Below are 21,233 nucleotides of genomic sequence, written 5' to 3'. Positions count from 1 at the left end.
GCGTTAGTTCGCCTATAACTTAGAAACTTATGAGGGGGTAGGGTTAGTGAAAAACACGAACCTGTATGTATTTGACGGGCAGACGGAAGAACGTTTAGCAATTCTTTCTTTGCAGGATAACCAACAATTGCCTTACGGCGATGATGAATATATCGAACAATTGAATAAAGACTATTCATTCGAATTTTCCGTTCCGCTTGAACACGAAGATTCAAAATATCTTGTTAAGAATAACCGGGTGTTGTTTGTAGACAAGGACGGTTACTTACAAGAATTTCAGATTTACAAGGTAGAGGAAGAACGGTCTAACGATATTGCAATGATCCGTGTATATGCGGAACACGCATATTATGAACTTCTCGACGACGTGGTAACAGATTTACGAGTACGTAACGGGGAAGCGACGGAAGCGGTAACTAAAGCATTGTCTACTTCTCGATGGAATCCGGGGCAAGTTGATTCGTTAGGAACAGGAACGGTGAACTTCTACTACTCAAACGGATTAAAGAACTTGCAGGACATTGTGAAAGAGTTCGGCGGCGAATTACGTTTCCGTGCGTCATTGAACGCAGATGAAACGAAGATTGAAAGCCGCTACGTTGACTTACTTACACGACGTGGGGCAGACACGGGGAAACGTTTCGAGTACACGAAGGACATTGTTTCTATCAAACGAACGACAGACTTTTCGGGAATCAAGACGGCGTTGTATGGACGTGGTAAGGGTGAAGAAACGGAAGATAACGGATATACACGTAAAGTAACAATCGAATCCGCAGAATGGACGGTAGCGAACGGGAATCCGGTAGACAAACCATTCGGACAAGAATACGTTGAGAATCTTGAAGCATTGTCACTATTCGGACGAGAAGGCGGCACACGTCACCGTTTCGGCGTATTCGATGTAGATTCAACAGATCCATATGAAATCCTACAAAAGACTTACGAAGCACTTCTTGATGTATCGACACCAAAAGTAACTTACGAAGTCGAGGGGCAGGACTTAGAAATTATCGGTCTGTCACATGAGAAAGTGCGGCTAGGTGATACGGTCTTCATCATTGACCGTGGATTCAAACCGGAACTTCGAATTGAAGCACGGGTTATTGAATTGCGGCGTTCATTGTCAAACCCGGAACAAGTAACGATTGTTTTAGGGAACTACATTCCTTTGTTCACGGACATTTCTACGGAACTTGAAGAACTTAAATCAGAGTTCACAGACCGTAAAGGTGTGTGGGATAAAGTCGAATCAATCGACGGTTCTAACATCGTTGTAGGCGACACAAGTTTTGAAGACACAATCCCGGCAGTACCTACGAATGTAACGGCAATCGGATTGTTTAAAAACATTGCGGTTGAATGGGATTTCGAACCTTCGTCTTACATTGCGGCTTATGAAGTATACGGTTCTCAAATCGCTAACTTCACACTAGACGAATCGAATCTATTGTTCCGTGGGAAAACGGGTGGCTACGTTCATGCGGCGGACGTAAACGAAACATGGTATTTCAAAGTACGTGCAATCAACACACATGGTAACGCCGGTAACTATTCCGCTACGGTAAGTGCTTCTACAAATCGTATCAGTACGCCGGACTTCGAAGATCTTTCCATTACGAAAGCTAAGATTGCGGATTTGGCAGTAGATTCAACTAAGATTGCAGACGCTTCGATTACGAACGCTAAGATTAAAGATTTGTCAGCAGACAAGATTACGGCAGGAAAGTTGAAGGCACAGTTTATTGAAATCGGTTCGACTACTACGTATTCACCGGGATATGACCCTTCTACAAAAGCTTCCGTACAGGCGTTGAATGATTTGTCCGTAGTGGTAGACGGCAAGGCGACACCTTCCGATATTCAAGCGGCGGAACAGAATCTTCAAAGTTTGATTGACGCAAAAGCAGATCCGGCAGATATTGAAACGGCTAAGTCAGATTTACAACTATTAATTGACGCTAAAGCAACACAAGCAGACATTGACGCCGCTTCCCAAAACTTGCAAACGTTGATTGACGCTAAGGCAGACCCTTCCGACATTGAAGCGGCAGAACAACATTTACAAACGCTAATCAACAGTAAAGCAGATCCGGCAGACATTCAAGCGGCAGAACAACGTCTTCAAACGGCGATTGATTCTAAGGCGTCAAATCAAGCGTTAAATGACCTTGCTATTGTTGTAGATGGTAAGGCAACCCCGGCAGACATTACGGCGGCAGAGAACACGCTTAAAACGCTTATCGACGCTAAGGCAGACCCGGCGGATATTCAAACCGCTAAAAATGACCTTCAATTGTTGATTGACGCTAAGGCGACACAGGCGGATATTGACGCCGCTACACAGAATCTACAAACATTGATTGACCAAAAAGCAACACCGGAAGATATTGCGGCGGCAGAAGCGGAACTTCAATCACTCATTGATAAGAAAGCAGATCCGGCGGATATTGCGGCGGCGGAATCCCGTCTTGAAGCATATGCCCGACAACAGGCACAAGCGGCAGAAGATAACGCTAACGCATATACAAACGAGTATACGAAACCGGTTATGACTTCGATGTATGACCCTTCGTTCTCACAAGGTACTAAGTTTTGGTCAGCTAGTTATTCCGGGTACGATTTACCCGAACTAGTTTCCGCAAACGTTGTTAAATCAACCGATTCAATCGACGGCGGTAATGTATTAGAAATTAAAAATGCTAATTGGGTATTTTCTCGTAACCCTATCCCCGTGAACGTAAACCGTGTGTATAAGATGACTTTCCGGGTTCGTCAAACTGTAAACCCGACAACGGCAGGAACTTCAAAAGTATATGCCGGGGTAGCGACGTTAGATGAAAACTTAGTCAACTTGACGGGCGGAAGTGGTTCACACCGCTATTTAGCGGCTATTGGTGCAACAATTACCGTAGAAGATGGTTGGCAAGTGTTTGAAGGTTTGATTACAACGGAAGGTGACGGGCATAATCAATTCCGCCCCGGCACTAAGTACGTTCGTCCTATGTTCATTGTGAACTATGACGGCGGTAATGGTACGGCACAAGTTGATTACATTAACTTCGAAGACGTAACCGAAATTCAATATCTTGATGAAGTTGTAAATGAAATCGACATTCGAACTACGGAAAACTCAATCGTACAAACGGTTCGTGAATCCGTTGAATACTCTAACGATTTGAACGAAAAGGCGTCCGCTTCCGATTTACAGAACTACGCCACGGGTGACGCATTGGAACAGGCGAAGCAAGATTTCGAAGTCATTGTAAATGACAAGGTAAATTCTATTGACCTAACGCCGTTCGCAACGAAATCAGAAGTTGAACAGACGGCGAATGAACTTGACTTTAAGTTCTCTTCAAGTGGTGGTGTAAACATCATCAAGAACAGTGTTGGTTTTGCCGGTACTGATTTTTGGGATCTTCTTTTAGATAAAGACGCATACGGTGTGATTACCGGTAGTATAGACACCGTTCAGAATGTTGAATTAGAAGAGAAAGCTTCCGGTTCTGCTTTTGTATTGAACGGTGCAAAGCTTTCACAAGACGTTCGAAATTCACCGCAGTACCATACACTTTCATTCGTTGTGAAGAAAGACGCACCGGGCGAAGGTTATGTGAAATTGACTTACGACGGTGTAGAAGAGGTTGTCAACATCAACGCCGGAACAAGTTACGACTATGAACGTTTTCAAATCATTGTCGAACCTAACTCTTCGAACATGAATGTTGAACTTTACGGAAGTGTTGCTAGTGATTTAACGATCACCGGATTAATGCTTAACGTCGGAAACGTGCCGCTTCAATGGCAACATTCCGCCGGTGAAGTTTATAACACGAATGTTCTTATGGATTTGAACGGTATTCGAGTTGTATCAAACAAGTATAACGGCTACACCGCAATTACCCCGGAAGAGTTCGCAGGGTGGGCGGAAGTCGAAGGTGAAATGAAGAAAGTCTTCACCTTAAACAAGGACGTAACCGAAATGAGTAAGGTAAAGGCAGAAGAAGAAATTTCTATGTCACCTATCAAAGTTGTTCCGGTTTCATCAACTCTTTATAAGGGTTGGGCGTTCATTTCAGATGAATCATAAAAACTATCCCCTACGGTTTTCCGTGGGGGATTTTTATTTATAGGGGGAAAACAAATGGCTTTAAGTGGTTATTTTTACACAAACGTTGCGTCTAACTTCCGTTTGTCTTTAGAGTGGTCAGCAACACAAAGTATTAGTGGGAACTATTCAGACGTAACAACAAAACTATATTGGATGTCTTTATCGTCAAGTGCGGTTGTATATTCGTCAGCAACTAAGACCGCTTCCACAACGATTAGTGGTAGTTCGACAACATCTTCTGCTTCCGCCGGTCTAAGTGGTAATCAGAAGAAGTTGATACACACACAAACGAAACGGATTTACCACAACGCAGACGGAACGGCGTCTGTATCGCTAGACGGTTGGTTTGACGCAGAAGTTACGCTAAACGGTCAATGGGTTGGTCGTATTAATCTATCGGCTAAAACATACACACTAAATACAATTCCACGGGCGTCTACTATTTCAACGTCAGTTAGCTTCGTAGCCGGTAATACGTTAGCAATTGGTGTAGCCCGTGCTTCGTCGTCATTCACACACAAAGCGAAACTAGAAGTACAGAATAGTAACGGATCGTGGCGACTAATTAAACAAACCGGAACATTTGGAACATCGGAAAGTATGAATTTCAGCGTTGCAGACATTACCGACATTTTCTTAGCGTTGGCACAACGTAGCCGGACAGTTTCACGGGTAACATTGGAAACGTTTAGCGGTTCAACAAAATTAGGGGAATCTGTTAAAACGGGGTATGCGGACGCACCTTCACAATCTACCGTTGCTTCCGGTTTTGATAATAACGTGTTTGTAGATATGGGTGTAACCGGCGGTATCAATCGTTCAATGAGTTCCTTCACACATACCGTTGAAATCACTTTAGGTAACTACACCAAAACAATTACAGGTGTTACAACTTCGTTTAATTGGACGCCTACGACGGCAGAACAAAATAGCTTGTACGCACAAATGCCTAACGATAATCGTAAAACCGGGAACGTCATTGTGACGACGTATTACAACGGCGTAAAAGTTCGGGGAACTACCGCTACGTCAATTACGTTTAATGTGCGAAATTCAGATCCGGTTCTTTCTGATTCGGCAGTTAGTTTTCAAGATATTAACTCAACAACTACGGCACTAACGGGGAATAATCAGTACATTGTGCAGAATCAATCTGATTTCCGGGCTACGTTAAGTGCGGCGGCAACGGCTAAGAACGGTGCTTCTATTCGTTCATATGTAATTTCAATTGCCGGACAATCTAAGGAATTGACTTCGACGGGTTCGCACACGTTCGGGAAGATTGACGCTTCTACGAATCAGACTTTAACCGTTCGGGCAGTTGATTCACGGGGGAACACCGCAACGGTAATGAAGACGGTTCAAATGCTTCCATACCAAGCCCCGGAAGTAACCCTAATTGCAAAACGTGACAACAAGTTCGAAACAACGACACGAAGTGAAGTAATTGGAACGTATTCACCACTTGAAATTGGTGGGGTTAAGAAGAACTTAATTCAATCTATTTCATACAAATACCGTGCTAAAGGTGGTACATGGTCAACATCAACCGGGCTTACTGTTTCAACAAATGGAACGGCGTTTGCTTCAAATAAATTCGCACTTGAATTTGATAATACAAAAGCATGGGAATTGGAAGTAGAAGTTGTAGACAAGTTTGGAAACGTGACCGCTTCTGCAATCATCAGTAAGGGGCAACCGATCTTCTTCATTGAATCTGAAAAAGGCGTTGTGTCTATTAATCAGTTCCCACGACAAGCGAACACACGAAGCTTTGAAGTTGCCGGCGGTGTTGTAGTAGAAAGTGGTTATTTTGAAGTTGGTACGTATGACGCAACTTATGGAACAGGGTTCATGCAAAGTTTCTACGATGGGAACACGAATACGTGGAGATTAACGGCACGGGATAAAGACTATAACGGAAATGATTTAAACGTTAGAACAACGGGTGATTTAGTAGCGGCTAAAGATGTGATTGCGGAAGGAACGGTTCGTGGTTCTGCCGGGAATATCAACGGAAGACTTGATGTAAATGAAATCTATTCTGCCGGTGCTATGCAAGGACGTTTGAAGCATACGAACGGCTACATGGAAGTACAATCATTCAACAGTGGTTATGGAAATGGTCAAGCGGAATTGTGGTATCGGGCAGACCAACGACAATTAACCGTAGTCAGTCGAAACAGTGGAGATTCCGGCAGTAATGCGGCAAACCTCTACGTAGACACTTTGTTGACTAGTAACTTGCGAACCCCTTCTACCGGTTCATATGGTTATCTACAATCCGGTTCGGCAAGGGAATGGCGTGTAACTGAAATCGGTACTACATCAACTTACCGCCCGATTCGTGCCGCTTCGTTCCCAACCGGTTCTTCTATCAACTACAAGACGAATCTTGAAAAAGCAGACGAATTAAGTTTCAAAGCGACGGACTTAATTAATAATACGCAGGTATGGAAGTATCATCTTCAATCAAACATTGATGGTGGGATCTTCGATAAACCGAAAATGGGTGTCATTACAGAAATGTCCGATTCAATCATTCGTGATGAAGACGGTGTAGACGTTTATTCGATGACCGCTTTATCATGGTTGGCACACCAAGAAAAAGACGCCCGGATTGTAGAACTTGAAAATAAGGTTTCAAGTCAAGAAGAAATGATTCTAGCGTTGAATATGGAGAACAACAAGCAGAAAGCGTTGATTTCAGATATGTTACAACGTCTTGAAAAACTCGAATCCGCTAGTACGGACGTATGACAGAAGGACTATACAACAAGGAAGGGCAAACGCCTTTCCTTTTTGTTTTGTCTAATCCCCAACAGACACACCCTAGAAACGGGGTTAAATCATGGAACAAATGGTTTTCGAATCATTACTAAGTAAGGAAAGTATCTTCGCAGTTCTTTTTGTCTATTTACTCATTCGACAACTCAAACATACGGAACGGCAACAAGTGACGAACGAGTATCGAGAAGAGAAGCTTTATAGCTTTTTAGACGGTATGCGTGACGAGTTCGCAAAGTTGGTCAAACAGTATGAACGATTGTCTAACGACGTTGAAGACATTAAGGGCGAGTTGAAGGAACACCGACAAAAAGGAGAGAAATAAAGATGTCAGTTTTAAAAGTGAAATCTATTGATGGTGTACCTGTAACGGTCAACATCGTTCCTAAAGGGAACATTGCCGTTCGTCCTGCTTATCCTATGAATCCTACGTCAGTAGCGGTTCACAACACGGGTAACAGTGGTAAAGGTGCGGACGCAGAAGCACACAACCGCCTTCTTCACAATCAGTCGAAGTTAGGTTCGGCGGCACGTTGGGCTTCATATCACTTTGTCGTAGACGCTAAAGGCATTTATCAGAACTTACCGCTTAACGAATCAGCATGGCATACAGGCGATGGGGCAGGAATCTTTTCCGGCAACCGTACCGCAATTGGTATTGAAATTTGTGAAAACTCGGATATGGACTATGAGAAGGCAGAACTTAACGCCGTTAAGCTTGTTGCTTTCTTGATGGATATGTTCAACTTCAATATTTCACAAATCAAACCGCACCAAGCGTATAGCGGCAAGTATTGTCCGCATAAGATTCTTTCACGTTCGGGCGGCTTCACAACGTTCACAACGGCGGTTCGTGATTATCGTTTAGGATCTAAACCGGTCATCAAAGATACGGTCAAAGTTCCTTCACCTAACGTAGCCGGTGCAACTAGTGACCGTGTAAACGATTCGTATAGTGGTCTTCGTCTTGAAGTCATCTATAACGGTGAAGTCAACTTCTATTCGAAACCGGGCTTCGACACGGCTAACCGTATCGGAACAGTTTCTAAAGGGTTGGGCTTCCCGACAGTGGTAGACAAATTTAAGATTGATGGTTCGTATATGTACGAGGTGCGTAACTCTAAGGGTGCGACTTACTACATTACGGCACGGGAAGATCTTGTTCGATTGGTCAACTCAAAAGGTACGACGGCAGTTGTTTCTAAACCACGCAATAAGACGATTAACGGAATCACGGTTGCCGGTTACGTCCAAGTAGTCAACGTCCGAAACGCTTGCTACATTGTTGCTTCACCGTCTAGCCGTGGCAAGATTTTAGGAACGGCGAAGAAGGGTGAGAAGCTTCCTATTTCGGGTTCGGTTACGGGTTGGTTCGAAGTCATTCATGACGGAAAACGGGCTTATATCAATGCTAAATATGGTAAGCGTGTTTAAGAAATAATAGGTGAAGGCGTCCTTCCTCTATTATTGTTGATAGGTGAAGGGGTGCTTCCCCTATATAGGTGCAGGGTGTCTTCTCCTAATTAGGTGAAGGCGTCCTTCCCCCTAAAAAGACTATTCTTTTTAAAAATACAAATATAAAAAGATTATATATAATATATAGCCGCTAGGCGGTTAGGAATGAGGGATAAAACATGATGGAATTAGGTGTATTGGTAGCATTGATTGTTGGTATTAATCAGACGATTAAACCATTTGTAAAAGTGAACTTGCTTCCGGTAATCTCAATCGTATTAGGTACGGTACTAGGTGCGGTTGTTCTTACAGACTTCGAAATTACAGAACGTATCATCTACGGTATTGCTTTAGGGCTTACCGCAAACGGTACATTTGACTTAACTAAAGTCGTGACGAAACGATAATTGAATAGTTTTTAAAGATAATGCCCCTTGTGCGTCGTGTGTTGACGTGTGAGGGGCTTTCTTTTTGTTTCTAATACCTTCGTAACACTCAACCCTTCTCGACGCTTAGAAGCGATTCTACGGCTTCTTTAATCAATCACATTTCTTGTGTCACAAAATACTAACCATTTCCCAACAGTAAGTACGAAGCAATGAAAGGACGATGAACAATGAATAATCAACATTTGTTTTCAGTATCGCACGACAAAGAAATGAACTTCTTCACCGGAGAAGTTGAAAGTAACGTTTATCTACGTGTGTATACATCAATGTTCACAAGTGGATTAGTAGCACGAATGAAGATCCACAATTTCGCAACACTTATGGCAATCGCTTCTTACATGGACGAGAACGGCGAATGTTACCCGACGCAACAACAACTAGCAAAGCGTATGGGCGTTCATGCGAATAGCGTAAACAAATACGTGAATCAACTTCTTGAATTTGAGGTGGACGGGAAGCCGGTCATTACTCGTGAGGTTGTAAATAAGGGGCGTGGGCGTGTGTCGTCTATGTACAAGATTCACCCTATCTCGCAACTATCTATTTTTAATGGAACGGTAGAAACGATTCAGAACCAAAATGAGGACGAAGAAGAGAAGCCGGAAGCACCTGTAAAGAAAAAGTTCACGGCAAAGAACGTTGTCGCATTATTCACGGACAAGTACCGGGATCACTACGGGGCGAACTATAACCCGTCGTGGGGGCGTGATATGTCACTCGCTAAAAAGCTTCTTGACCGATACGAACCGGAAACAGTCGAAGAAATCATCGACATTGCAATCACGGAATACGACGAACGTTGGAAATCGGTGAAGTTCCCACGCCCAACAATTGGTGCGGTGGTGTCCTTCATTGCAGAACAGGCGGCGGCAGTCATTGAAGAACGTCGTGAACAAGATAAGACATTTGAAGAATATGATTCAAAAGCAGAAGAAATGGAAGCGGCAGTTGAAGACAAGCTTTCTAAACTAGACAGAATGTGAGGGTGAACAATGGAGAAAATCAACGTACTAGAACCATATTGTAAGCGGTGCGGCGAACGTGGGGGTTGTGACTACACTTGTTACCCTTACGTCATCATGCACGGTATGAACGGTGACGGCGGTATTTGGAAATCAACACAAGTACCTAAACGTTATCAGAAGTCATTCTTGAAGAACCTACCGATTGCGGAACAGAATCCGGCGTCATATAAGTTTGTTTCCCGTTATATCGAACGTGTGACCGAACTTGTGCGGCGTGGCATTGGATTGTATCTGTATTCGATTCCGAACAAAGAGAACCGCAAAGGAACAGGAACAGGGAAGACGACGGTTGCAACGGCAATTATTAATGAATATGTCATTCAACGTGTAATTGAACATTCGAAGGGCGAATATCCGATTGTCGAGAATCCGGCGTTGTTTGTAAAAGCAAGTGAGTTTCAGAACACGTTCAACGAACAGTTCCGGGGAACGGACGAAAGCAAACAGAAAGCCGCTTCTAAATTCTTGAAGTATAAAAAGCTAATGTTGTCCGTTGAATTGCTTGTCATTGATGATATTGCGTTACGTGGAACGACGGAAGCGTATCAAGATCTTTTATACGAAATCATCGACAAACGATACAACGAAGAACTAACAACTATCTTCACGTCGAACACGCCTTTAGAACAGTTGGGTGAAGTAATGAACTATCAGATTGCTTCACGTATTGAAGGTATGACGGAAGAAGTATTGCTTAAAGGATTGGATAACCGGAAAGGCGGCGTATTGTAATGCACTTAGAATCAAAGCTTATTTCAAAGATTCTCGATGAAAAGAACCTACACATTACGAAACAGTTCAACGTAACGCCGGACGACTTCACGACGCAGAAGCCCGTATTTGATTTCGTTCGTGAATATGTTCGTGAGTATGGAGAAACACCGGACTATCGAACAGTCGTAGAAAATTTCGATCAATTCGAATATGTACCGGAAGTTGCAGACACATTCCCGTACTTGTGTAAGTCGCTTAAATCGGCAGTATCGAAACGCCGTTCATTCGAACTTCTACAAAAGCAAGCCGGGGAAAAGTTTTCATCATTGAACGGACTTGATTTCGTCAATTGGCTACATGAAGAAGTTGATTCAATTCGCAAAGTGGCAAACGTCATGAGTAACGCCGGAATCAATATTGCCGTGAATGGTGTCGAACGTAAGCTATGGTACGAAGAGAACAAGGAACAACGGTCATTCTCATTCATTCCAACGCCTTATGAATCGTTGACGAAATGGTTAGGGGGCGGATTTGAAATCGGTGACTATATCCTTTTAATGGCATTTACCAACCGAGGTAAATCATGGATTGCTACACAGTTCGGGCAAACGGCGTGGCGTAATGGCTTTGGTGTCCTTCACTATTCGCCGGAATTGTCTAAGAAACAACAAACGTACCGATTCGAAACCGTTGACGGTCATTACAACAACGTAGATTTACGCCGTGGTCAATTGGAGAACGAAGCGGAATATCTTGAATATCTCGACACGTTCAACGAAGAGAACGAAGCACCTTACATTATTAAGACGATGGAAGATCTACCGGACGGGTTAAGCGTCGATGTAATCGAAGCAGATTTACAAATGAATCCGAACGTTCATATGGTCATCATTGATGGATTTAACTTGATGGTACACGGCAAAGGGAACAACCTTCGAAACAACATGACAACGACTTCACGACGTTTGCGGCAAGTGTTCGGACGTTACCAAGTCGCCGGGCTTGTTGTTCATCAAACTAATGCGAGTAGTGAGAAAGAAAACAATGAAGAAGATGACGACGGTTTGCGTATGGTCAAGCCGCCTAAACTAACGGACTATTCGGAAACAATCGCTATTGTACAGGATTGTGCGACAGGGCTAACGTTTGACCAAAAAGACGGCGTAGGTAAGTTGTCAATTGAGAAAGCCCGTGAACCGTCCGTAGGGAACGTTCTCGATCTTCTTTGCAACTTTAACGAGGGTTACATCAAAGAACCTTCACTAACCGATAACTTTTAAACAGTGAGGAAGGGAAGCAAGCTATGAAATTACGTGGGATTGAATTAGATATTGATTACCTAGACGAGTTAGAAACGTTTGACGTTTGGGGGAAACATCGAGTTCGGGAAGACAAGTTTCAAGCTTGTTCCCCGTTCCGATATGAGAAACACCCTTCGTTCGCAGTCAACTTAGAAAACGGGTTGTGGATTGATTCGGGGGCGGAATCGGAAGAGTTACGAAAGGGGAACTTCGTTTCACTACTTTCATTCCTACGTGAAGAACCGGCGTCCGATACAATTGATTACTTGTTAGAAAAGTATTCGCCGTTGAATGTGGACGTAGATACATTGACACTTGATTTGAATTTAACAATGGGGGAAGAAGAGAAGAAGATTTTCCGAAAGGAAGAACTTGAATACTTATTTTCAACAAGTGAGTATTTAACGGGGCGTGGCGTAAGCGAAGATGTACAACGAGTATTTCAAACCGGGTATGATTCAAAAGACAAGGCGGTTGCGTTTTGTTGGCACGACAAGTTGGGGAACATTGTCAACGTCAAGTACCGTTCTGTAAAAGATAAAATGTTTTGGTACGGGGAAGGGCAACAGATTAAGCACCACGTATACGGATTGCATATCGTGAAAAGGGCAGGACATGAAAAGGCGTATATTGTCGAATCAGAAATTGACGCTTTATATTTGTGGTCACATGGATTCCCGGCAATTGCTTTAGGACGTGCCGGTATGTCGGAGAAGCAACGGGATCTTATTTTAGGAAGCGGAATTAAAACGTTGATTATCGCAACCGACAATGATAAAGCCGGGTGGCGTTGTGGTCTTCAAATCATTAAAGAGATTCACGGATTGTTGGAATGTAGAACAATTGATATGCCCCGTAACAAGAAGGATATGAACGATTTAGAACCTAATGAACTTCGTAACGTATGTAAGAATCACAGGGCTATTAAATTTAAGATACTAACTTAATTACTAATGTTTAACATAATGTAATTCATAATAAAAAGACGAATGGAGATAGATTCTTCAATCGTCTTTTTGTTTATAGTTGAGTTTCTATAATGTATGGTAGATCAACTACTATGTTCACAATCAAGTAAATAGCAATTAAAACGACAAGAAGTAAAATAACCAACCATGTTATTACTAGCTTTGGTACATTTTCGTTATCACGCAAAATCGGAAGCGGTTTGCAGATACGATAATGAACTAGCTTGTAGTAAAATAACGTGCGAAACGCTTCCCACACAGAATCCGGCTTTGCGACGTACACACGTCTATGTTTTCCTTTCTTGAAAGGAAGAAGGGCTAAACCTTTCATTACGGGGTCTTTCTCTATGATGTAAAGTCGCCGTGCTTCTCGAAACATTCCTATGATATACATAGTGAACATGCCTAAAAAGAAAATGGATATACGCTTCACATAGAAGTAGGATTCTATTCCGAACCACCCTACAAGGTGCGAAACAATTTCATCATTCATATTTGTATCAATCGCCTTTCTTATCAACGTCTTCAATGAACTTGCGATATAGGGCTACGATTTCGTGGTACAACTCTTGTTTCATTTTAGATGATAGTTTTTCGTTATTTTGAATTTGATATAAAGTGTTCAACAAGTCTTTATTCTTCCGTAATTCATCTGTTAAGTCAACCGGTATTGAATTAAAGGCGTCGAATACATCTATTTCCGATATTCCGTATACGTGTGCAATTGCAGAAAGTATTTTATCAGATGGTCTATGACCAACGCCCCGTTCAATTTCGCTTATGTAATTTTCTGATACGCCCACCAACTTTGCGTACTCTTTCATTGTATGTTTCCTACTTTTCCTAATTCCTCTAAGTCTATTTCCTAAATCCTCTAAATTATTCATTATAATATTATGCCCCTTGTCATTATTGTGACAACGTACCCGATATGTAAGTAAACTTTAAAATAGTATTTCAAAAATATTTCTCTTAGGGTTGAAGTCGTTTTCGAATTTTGGTAAATTAGTAAGTGTTCCCAAAAGGAAATGGTAATAAACATGGGTACATACGGAATCGAGGAAGCGACCTAACCGCCAACCTCACAAAAAAGGTTACGTTATAAGAAAGCTTTTGTAAATAGTCGGAAAGAAGCTTCGCACCTTCATGACCGGTTTTATTTTCCTAGTTTTCTAACCTATCTGATTAGTTTAGGACAAATAAAAAAAGTGGCTAGGTTCGCACGCCTAGACACCTTTCACGGTATTAGTTTGGATCTTAACCAGCACCACCCGGAAAAGAACTAATACCTACCTTATCCACACCGCAATACGTACACAAAGGTAAAGACGTAAGTACGGCGTTTATAGGAACAATATATCACGGTATGATAATTATTAAAAGTATAATTATCGTTTTTTCGTCATATATTTTACATTAATTCCTATTAAGCAATCGTCCTATGCGTTTTCGCATGGGGTTTTTTATTGCCTATTGATTACGTATATATGTATTACGGTAAGTTTCGCAGACCTACCATAATACACATACATAAGGTGTTCTAAAAACTTTATAAACTTTTTTGCGATGTTGTGTCACAAGTCGCTTCCCTTTTCCCAACAGAAAGTAAGTCGGGATTAAGGGAGAGAATTTGACATGAAAACACACACTAGCAAAAACGTAGAAAGAGTTAATGAAATCGCCGGGGTATTGCTTAACGTTCCTATGGAGAAAGAAGTTTATAACTTCATGTACACGGATCTTATCGCAGAAATGAAGCCGTGGATTGAACGGGCGGCAAGATACCACTACAAGCGATTCAGTAACTTCAATGGCGTACTTGAAGACTTTTACGGGTTCTACTATGACGCTATTGATAAAGTTTTGACCGGACAAAGTTTCGCAGACTTCGACCCGTCAAAAGGAGATTTCTACGCTTTGGTTAGTTCTGAAGCAAAAGGTAAGATTTCCGATTATCGTAAGTATTTGAACGCTGAAATGCGTAGCCGCAGATCAGAAGCTTCATCACTTGACGAAATGCACCCTACGGAAGATGACGCAACGTTCGCAGATGTTGTTTCATCACCGGAAGCACGTCGGATTGATGACCTTGTTTCATCAGACCTATATGTAAAGGAGTTGTTCGAAGCGTTTGAAGCCGCTACGAACGACGGAACACGGAAGGTAACTGTTTTGAAAATGCTTATGTACCCTAACGTGTTCGACACGGACGACATTGTACAAGTTTTCGGAAGTGAAAGTTATGATAACTCTACCCGTCAACGAGTACGTCGAATCCGCAAAGAATTTCAGGTTTTCAAGTCACAATTCGATTCCTAAATCCCTACTGTAAATGAAAGGGAAAGGGGGAAGACGTGATTGGTAAATAAAACCTATAACAAGTATATTAAGATCGCTTTAAACTTTCAATACTTTTTTCGGTAATACGTTAAAAATATTTTACAGGGTCTTGATAACGCCGGATCGTTTTCCTCTTTTCCCTTTACAAAAAACGTAAACAAAAGGGGAAAACAAATTATGGCGAACATTTTCACAAAACGAGGACAAGAAGCGAAAGAGAGTATGAATCAAGGCGGCGTTGATTTGAAGAAGATCTTCATTCGATTGAAAGAAGATGAATCAGTACGTGTGCGTGTGTTGGGGCTATTCGACTACGTAGAATATCTCGCAGTAGGTGATTTCAACTTAGGAATCTTTACGCAACCTTCACTTGTACCACTAGGCAAGCCGGACGCAATCGACGAAGCTTACCAACACGTTAAGGACTTCGACGACGAACACGAACTTGCAGACTTCAAACGACTTTACCCGAAAAAACGCTACGTGTTTGCGTTCGCAGACATTGATTCAAACGAAATTCGTGTATGGGAATGTTCGAAGAAACAGGCGAAAACACTTATCAAACAGATTGAACAGTACAAAGAAGACATTGAAGACACGGCGTTCAACTTCCTTCGTACAGGAACGAAAACAGATACTACGTATTCTCTTAACCCGATCTTGAAATTACGTGGTAACGACGTAGAGAAGTTCGAAGCCGCCGGTGAACTCGAAGTAACGGACGAATTGTTTAACAGTGTTATTGTTCCACGCACTTATGAACAACAGGTGGAAGCACTCAAAGCGGCAGGATTCCCGGTGGAACTCTTGTCGGGTGCTAAAGAAGAAACGGGTAACACCGTGGACGTTGACGAAGAGGATCTTCCTTTCTAATCGTCACAAATACAAACCTCTTTCCCAACTAAAAGGGAAGGGGGTTTTTCATTATGGAATTGAATATTTCGCTTTCAATGGAAGACGACACAAAGAAAAAAGAACGAGTAAAAGAAGCAACAAAGAAGAAGAAAGCGGCGGCGTATATTCCGACGTGGGAAGAAGTTTGGATTACCGGCTACACGTCACACACGGGGGCGTTCAAACCGGCAATCTTCAAAGCGAAGAACAGTGATTCCGACAAGCAGAAGTTGAAAGAAGTGTTCGACGCTATTAATAACGGTGAACTTACCGTTGGTGTAGAGGACTTACGTAAATTCACGAAGGCACACGCCTTACGTTTGTTCAAAGCACTTCAAGCAAACCGTAAAGACGCATTGATTGCGAAGATGATTGCGGAACGTCCGACTAACTACATTACCGTTCGGACGGAAGAAGAATTGCATAAGTTGAAACTTGTTATTCAAAAAGAATTAGAAATTGCAATTGATACCGAAACAACCGGACTTGATTACTTCACGGACGTTATCGTAGGTATTTCAATTACCGCACCGGAAGCAGATTTACATTACTACATTCCGGTAGACCATGAAGAAAATTCTACACAATTACCACGGGATTATGTATTAGAAACCCTTCGTGAAGAATTTGAATCAGATGACATTAAGAAGATCTACTTCAATGCCAAGTTCGATATTCATATGTTCCGACGACACGGCGTTAAGATGGGCGGCTTCTTGTTCGACGGCTTGATTGCTATGAAGCTATTGAATGAGAACGAAACAGGTTACGCACTCAAAGACCTTGCTACAAAGTACGGTAAGCATTTTGGATTTGAAGATAAATCGGCAACGTTCGAAGAGTTGTTCGGAAAGGGTGGCTTCGAAAGAATCCCTATCGACATAGGTAGTATCTATGCGTGTAAAGATACTCACTTAACGTACCGCTTCTATAAAGATTTCATCATGGTTCATTTCAAGAAGTTACCGGACGTAATGAAGTTGTACTTTGACATTGAAAGACCGATTACAGAAATCTGTATTGAGATGGAACAGAACGGGTTCGCTATCGACAAAGATTTCGCTAAACAATATGCGGCGGAATTGCAAGAAGAAGTAGACGAATTAGAACGTGAAGTACAAAAAGAGTTCGGCGGAATCAATCTTAATTCACCGAAACAGTTGCAGGAAATGTTGTATGACGAGTGGCGGTTAGATGACGTAAGCGGTAAACGAAGCACGGATAAGAAGACGTTGAAGAAATTGTCTTCACATAGCCCGGCTATTTCGAAGCTTCTTGAATATCGAGATTTGAACAAACTCTTATCTACGTATATTGCACCACTACCGGAAAAGGTGAAATCAGACGGACGACTACACGGACAGTTTAACCAAGTAGATACGGTAACAGGGCGATTCGCTTCTAAAGAACCTAACTTACAGAACTTGCCGCAACGTGCGAGAAGTATCATTGTCGCCCCTAAAGGTTACGTCTTGTTGGGTGCTGACTTCTCACAAATTGAACCACGGATCTTATCACACCTTGCAGAAGATGACACGATGATTGACGCATATGTAACCGGAAAAGACTTGTATACGGAAATGGCTTCCGGCGTGTTTAAGTTGCCTATTGAATATTGTCTTGATGGTCAATATGACCCGACAGGTAAGTTTCAACCACGAAAAGCGATTAAAGCCGTACTACTCGGAATTATGTACGGAATGGGTTCAAACACACTAGCCGGAAACATTGGTGTATCGACAGAAGAAGCAGACGGGATTATTGATGATTTCTATGAAACATATCCGAAAGTCAAAGCTTATATCGACGCACGACACCAACACGCATATGAACACGAATATGTAACTACGATGTATGGACGTAAACGCCGCTTCCCTAAACACCGACAGACGGCAAACGCCTATAAAGCGTCGGTGAAGAAGGCAGTAGCAATCTTAGGACGTGAACCGAAACAGTTCATTTGGGAAGAGAAACTTCCGTACAAGATGAAACGCACGATTTGGGATTATGGTAAACCGTATCACGCAGTCAATCGTCAATCAGTCAATGCAACTATTCAAGGTTCGGCGGCAGACGTGATGAAGATTGCGATGATTCATCTTGACGAATATTGCAAACAAAAGGGCTACAAAATGGTGGCACAAGTGCATGACGAAGTTTTGATTGAAGTTCCTAACACAATCACCCGTGAAGAAGTCGCAGAAGTTGAACGAATCATGCGTGAGTGTATTCAACTTTCAGTACCTATGAAGGTAGACGCAGAACTATCTGAAAGATGGGGCGAAGGTATGGACGTTGATACATGGTTTGAATTACAACAAACCGGAAATGTGACCCGGAACATCAAGGGCTACGAAGAGTATTACGACAAAGAAACAATGTTTTGGAAGGCGGTGTCTAAATGATTGTTTGGAAAGACATTGCCGGATATGAAGGGCTTTATCAAGTTTCTAACAGTGGTGAAATCAGAAGTTATGACCGTGTTGTATTGGCACGTAGTGGGAAGCCCACGCACAGAAAAGGGCGTGTTCTAAAACAAATCGTAAAGAAGAATGGATATTGCGTCGTAACACTAACTCGAAACAAACATGATCGTAAACAGATGACCGTTCATAGACTTGTGGCGAAGACATTTCTAGGTGAACCGGTTGAAGGTTTGCAAGTTAATCACATAGACGGCGACAAGACTAATAACGACGTAAGTAATCTTGAGTGGACGACACCGAAAGAGAACACAAGACATTCAATTCGAAACGGCTTACGGAAGACATGGGGCAATCAGTTTTATAAAAACATGGAGAAACGGAAGGCGGTTAAATAATGGGGGAACTATTCAACAGAGAAGGGGCAAGTGACTTACGACAATCCGTACTAAATACTATGGGGCGTGGTGAAGAACTTGCAGAAGCAATTGTAAAACACTTTGACGAAATCAATTCATTCGATTTTTGGGAAGATAAAGAAATTGAAAAACTACTTCTACGGCAGAAGGAATTTGAGATTTCACGAATGGGAAAAGGGTTGGACTATCCTAGAGAGTTCACACGGTTTACGCCGTCTAGTTCGGATTCGTGTAAACGTATGTTGTTCTTCAAACACTTGAAAGCACCGAAAGACGAAACGCAGATGACGCCGCAACAGAAGCGATGGGTTAAAAACTCAACGGGCGTACATGAATACCGACAACGTGATTTATTGTATGCGGAAAAGCTATTGAAGAATCCGGCGTTCAAAGTGGTTCGCATTGATGACCCGGACAACCCGGCAAGACATGGTTTGCCGTCATGGGAAAAGCCGCTTGAAACGTATCGTATTGTCGAACACAAAGGGGCGAAGATTTGTGTATCGGGAATGATGGACGGGATCTTAGAATATAAAGACGGTTCGAAAATTGGATTCGAGTTCAAAACGAAATCTAATTCGGTTGCAGATATTAAGGCATTAAAAGCACCTGCCCCGTCACACAAAAAGCAATGTATTGCTTACTCAATCTTGTTCGGTATTGATGAATTTGTAATCACATACGAATCAGTTGCTAAGGACAAGTGGGGGAAAGGTATTCTTGCCCGTGACGACATGAAGGCATTTTATATTAAAGTGACGGAACGACAACGAAAGCAATTACTTGATAAATGGACGGAAGTAGATGAAAACGTACAAACAGGGGAATTGCCGGACGGCGATACAACGAAGTGTTTGTTCTGCCCGTTCAAAGAAGTATGCGGAACGTATTCCGGGGGTATTGCTAAATGATTGTACTAGCGATGGATCTTTCACTAAGTAGCCCGGCGTTCGCTATCCTTGCCAAGAACGCTAAAGAAGAGAAGCCGCAACTACTTCACCTATCAAGTGTTCGAACGAATCCGAAACGGTCACACGGATTCCGACTTAAACAAATCTATGACCACTTAGAACAAGTTCTTCGAACAGAAGACATTGAGATTGACGCCGTGGTTAGCGAGAAGGGATTCAGTCGTCATGCCCGGACAACACAAATTCTATTCATGGTTCACGGCGTAGCCCGGTTGGGTTGCTTCGTCAAAGGTTATGAAGTGGAAGAAATGTCACCGACGACAGTTAAGAAGATCGTAGCCGGGAACGGTAAAGCAAGTAAAGAACAATTAGCAGATTCGGTTCGGGGTTATTTCGACGAAGAACTAACATTCAAGAACGATGATGAATCAGACGCAGTAAGCGTGGGCGTTGCCTACTTCATCGAAAAAGGTAAGTAACAATGGGAATCCTTCGGGATTCCTTTTCTTATTAGTAATACATAATGTAATTAAATTAGGAATTTATAATAAAAGGTGTTTACATTACTTATTCGTAATGGTATTATCAATTTGTAAGTTAATTCAAACATACAAAGGGGTAATCAAACATGGGTAAAGTAATCACAGTAGCAATGCACAAAGGCGGCGTAGGAAAGACGACACTACTTTCTAACATCGTAGGTTCGATTCGTAAGAACAAGCCGGAAGCTAAGGTTTTAATCATCGACACGGACGGACAAGGTAACGCCTTAATGTCATTCGGACTTTCCCCGGCGGATTGCGATACAGGACTTCACAACGTAATCTTAGACAACGAACCGTTGGAAGAATGTATCTATACTATTGAAGACAATCTTCATATCATTCCTTCTACGGAAGCTATGGACTTTATCGAAGTAGACGTTTTGTTAGACGACAAGTTGAAAGACAATGCGTTCGGACTTCTCGACAAAGCTATTGTAGAACTAAAAGAGAATTACGACTACATCTTCATTGATACGCCGCCGTCAATCAGTATTGTAACGGGTAACGCTTTGAAGGTATCAGACGAAGTTATCATTCCTTTCCAACCGGAAACATACGGCGTAAGTGGTGTTGAAAAGATTGTCGCTACAATTGACAACTTGAACGAATCACTAGGAAGCAAGATTCACGTACTCGGTATTGTTGGAATGATGGTTGACCGCCGCACGGATCTTCACAAGATTCTTTTACAGGACGCTAAGGCGTATTCTAAATCAGTCGGTATTCCTATGTTCGATACAGTCATTCCTAAATCAATCAAGTTTGCCAACGCTACGGCGTATGAAGGTGTTCCGGCTACGTTGCAAAAAGGTAGACGACATGAGATTGTAGAACATTATCACACACTCACGGAAGAGTTATTAGAGAAATTGGAAGCGAGGGGTTAAG

At 42.3% G+C, this 21,233-nt stretch carries 17 protein-coding genes; 16 read left to right on the top strand and 1 reads right to left on the bottom strand.

Going from position 1 to position 21,233, the window contains the following annotated elements; genetic code table 11:
• Positions 1-46: 46 nt before the first annotated feature.
• The 9 genes from KNO87_RS14435 to KNO87_RS14395 all read left to right on the top strand — a co-directional run bounded on the left by KNO87_RS14435 (position 47) and on the right by KNO87_RS14395 (position 12,792).
• Complete coding sequence (locus KNO87_RS14435; RefSeq protein ID WP_214796558.1) at positions 47-4,093, top strand: phage tail spike protein; 4,047 nt, start codon at positions 47-49, stop codon at positions 4,091-4,093.
• 54 nt (positions 4,094-4,147) lie between these two features.
• Positions 4,148-6,874: a hypothetical protein gene (locus tag KNO87_RS14430; RefSeq protein WP_214796556.1), complete on the top strand. Its 2,727-nt coding sequence runs from the start codon at positions 4,148-4,150 to the stop codon at positions 6,872-6,874.
• Positions 6,875-6,965: 91 nt separating this feature from the next.
• Complete coding sequence (locus KNO87_RS14425; RefSeq protein WP_214796548.1) at positions 6,966-7,226, top strand: BhlA/UviB family holin-like peptide; 261 nt, start codon at positions 6,966-6,968, stop codon at positions 7,224-7,226.
• A 2-nt stretch (positions 7,227-7,228) separates the two neighbouring features.
• Positions 7,229-8,335: an N-acetylmuramoyl-L-alanine amidase gene (locus KNO87_RS14420; RefSeq protein ID WP_214796546.1), complete on the top strand. Its 1,107-nt coding sequence runs from the start codon at positions 7,229-7,231 to the stop codon at positions 8,333-8,335.
• A 200-nt stretch (positions 8,336-8,535) separates the two neighbouring features.
• Positions 8,536-8,763 (top strand): hypothetical protein, encoded by a 228-nt coding sequence (locus KNO87_RS14415; protein ID WP_214796544.1) that lies wholly within the window; start codon positions 8,536-8,538, stop codon positions 8,761-8,763.
• A 209-nt stretch (positions 8,764-8,972) separates the two neighbouring features.
• Positions 8,973-9,788 (top strand): helix-turn-helix domain-containing protein, encoded by an 816-nt coding sequence (locus KNO87_RS14410; RefSeq protein ID WP_214796542.1) that lies wholly within the window; start codon positions 8,973-8,975, stop codon positions 9,786-9,788.
• A 9-nt stretch (positions 9,789-9,797) separates the two neighbouring features.
• Positions 9,798-10,562, top strand: a complete 765-nt coding sequence (locus KNO87_RS14405) for an ATP-binding protein (protein WP_214796540.1) — start codon at positions 9,798-9,800, stop codon at positions 10,560-10,562.
• The gene (locus KNO87_RS14400) at positions 10,562-11,824 is read left to right on the top strand and encodes a DnaB-like helicase C-terminal domain-containing protein (RefSeq protein WP_214796538.1); all 1,263 of its coding nucleotides are present in this window, start codon (positions 10,562-10,564) and stop codon (positions 11,822-11,824) included. The genes KNO87_RS14405 and KNO87_RS14400 overlap by 1 nt, the downstream gene beginning before the upstream one ends.
• 23 nt (positions 11,825-11,847) lie before the next feature.
• Complete coding sequence (locus KNO87_RS14395) at positions 11,848-12,792, top strand: toprim domain-containing protein (protein ID WP_214796536.1); 945 nt, start codon at positions 11,848-11,850, stop codon at positions 12,790-12,792.
• A gap of 521 nt (positions 12,793-13,313) precedes the next feature.
• On the opposite strand, the gene KNO87_RS14390 is transcribed toward KNO87_RS14395, so the two are convergent.
• Positions 13,314-13,700, bottom strand: coding sequence for a helix-turn-helix domain-containing protein (locus KNO87_RS14390; RefSeq protein ID WP_214796534.1), 387 nt, complete (start codon positions 13,698-13,700; stop codon positions 13,314-13,316).
• A 748-nt stretch (positions 13,701-14,448) separates the two neighbouring features.
• Between KNO87_RS14390 and KNO87_RS14385 the strand changes: the two genes are divergently transcribed.
• The 7 genes from KNO87_RS14385 (at position 14,449) to KNO87_RS14355 (ending at position 21,232) form a co-directional block, all read left to right on the top strand.
• Positions 14,449-15,132 (top strand): hypothetical protein, encoded by a 684-nt coding sequence (locus KNO87_RS14385; protein ID WP_214796532.1) that lies wholly within the window; start codon positions 14,449-14,451, stop codon positions 15,130-15,132.
• 198 nt (positions 15,133-15,330) lie between these two features.
• Complete coding sequence (locus KNO87_RS14380) at positions 15,331-16,026, top strand: hypothetical protein (RefSeq protein WP_214796530.1); 696 nt, start codon at positions 15,331-15,333, stop codon at positions 16,024-16,026.
• A 53-nt stretch (positions 16,027-16,079) separates the two neighbouring features.
• On the top strand, positions 16,080-18,452 hold the full coding sequence (locus KNO87_RS14375; protein ID WP_214796528.1) for a DNA polymerase: 2,373 nt from the start codon (positions 16,080-16,082) through the stop codon (positions 18,450-18,452).
• Positions 18,449-18,868 carry an NUMOD4 motif-containing HNH endonuclease gene (locus tag KNO87_RS14370; protein ID WP_214796526.1) on the top strand — a complete coding sequence of 140 codons (420 nt, stop codon included), beginning with the start codon at positions 18,449-18,451 and terminating at the stop codon, positions 18,866-18,868. The genes KNO87_RS14375 and KNO87_RS14370 overlap by 4 nt, the downstream gene beginning before the upstream one ends.
• Positions 18,868-19,800: a hypothetical protein gene (locus KNO87_RS14365; RefSeq protein WP_214796524.1), complete on the top strand. Its 933-nt coding sequence runs from the start codon at positions 18,868-18,870 to the stop codon at positions 19,798-19,800. Before KNO87_RS14370 ends, KNO87_RS14365 begins: the two co-directional genes overlap by 1 nt.
• Positions 19,797-20,279, top strand: coding sequence for a crossover junction endodeoxyribonuclease RuvC (locus KNO87_RS14360; protein ID WP_214796522.1), 483 nt, complete (start codon positions 19,797-19,799; stop codon positions 20,277-20,279). The genes KNO87_RS14365 and KNO87_RS14360 overlap by 4 nt, the downstream gene beginning before the upstream one ends.
• Before the next feature lie 149 nt (positions 20,280-20,428).
• Positions 20,429-21,232 carry a ParA family protein gene (locus KNO87_RS14355; RefSeq protein ID WP_214796520.1) on the top strand — a complete coding sequence of 268 codons (804 nt, stop codon included), beginning with the start codon at positions 20,429-20,431 and terminating at the stop codon, positions 21,230-21,232.
• Position 21,233 lies beyond the last annotated feature (1 nt).

This window comes from Exiguobacterium sp. s34 (assembly GCF_018617435.1).
Taxonomy (GTDB): Bacteria; Bacillota; Bacilli; order Exiguobacteriales; family Exiguobacteriaceae; genus Exiguobacterium; species Exiguobacterium aestuarii.
This window is presented reverse-complemented; position numbering and strand designations above follow the sequence as displayed.

Coding starts and splice junctions, on each gene's coding strand:
- KNO87_RS14430 (WP_214796556.1), top strand. CDS start 4,148: ATGGCTTTAAGTGGTTATTTTTACACAAACGTTGCGTCTAACTTCCGT.
- KNO87_RS14425 (WP_214796548.1), top strand. CDS start 6,966: ATGGAACAAATGGTTTTCGAATCATTACTAAGTAAGGAAAGTATCTTC.
- KNO87_RS14420 (WP_214796546.1), top strand. CDS start 7,229: ATGTCAGTTTTAAAAGTGAAATCTATTGATGGTGTACCTGTAACGGTC.
- KNO87_RS14415 (WP_214796544.1), top strand. CDS start 8,536: ATGATGGAATTAGGTGTATTGGTAGCATTGATTGTTGGTATTAATCAG.
- KNO87_RS14410 (WP_214796542.1), top strand. CDS start 8,973: ATGAATAATCAACATTTGTTTTCAGTATCGCACGACAAAGAAATGAAC.
- KNO87_RS14405 (WP_214796540.1), top strand. CDS start 9,798: ATGGAGAAAATCAACGTACTAGAACCATATTGTAAGCGGTGCGGCGAA.
- KNO87_RS14400 (WP_214796538.1), top strand. CDS start 10,562: ATGCACTTAGAATCAAAGCTTATTTCAAAGATTCTCGATGAAAAGAAC.
- KNO87_RS14395 (WP_214796536.1), top strand. CDS start 11,848: ATGAAATTACGTGGGATTGAATTAGATATTGATTACCTAGACGAGTTA.
- KNO87_RS14390 (WP_214796534.1), bottom strand. CDS start 13,700: ATGAATAATTTAGAGGATTTAGGAAATAGACTTAGAGGAATTAGGAAA.
- KNO87_RS14385 (WP_214796532.1), top strand. CDS start 14,449: ATGAAAACACACACTAGCAAAAACGTAGAAAGAGTTAATGAAATCGCC.
- KNO87_RS14380 (WP_214796530.1), top strand. CDS start 15,331: ATGGCGAACATTTTCACAAAACGAGGACAAGAAGCGAAAGAGAGTATG.
- KNO87_RS14375 (WP_214796528.1), top strand. CDS start 16,080: ATGGAATTGAATATTTCGCTTTCAATGGAAGACGACACAAAGAAAAAA.
- KNO87_RS14370 (WP_214796526.1), top strand. CDS start 18,449: ATGATTGTTTGGAAAGACATTGCCGGATATGAAGGGCTTTATCAAGTT.
- KNO87_RS14365 (WP_214796524.1), top strand. CDS start 18,868: ATGGGGGAACTATTCAACAGAGAAGGGGCAAGTGACTTACGACAATCC.
- KNO87_RS14360 (WP_214796522.1), top strand. CDS start 19,797: ATGATTGTACTAGCGATGGATCTTTCACTAAGTAGCCCGGCGTTCGCT.
- KNO87_RS14355 (WP_214796520.1), top strand. CDS start 20,429: ATGGGTAAAGTAATCACAGTAGCAATGCACAAAGGCGGCGTAGGAAAG.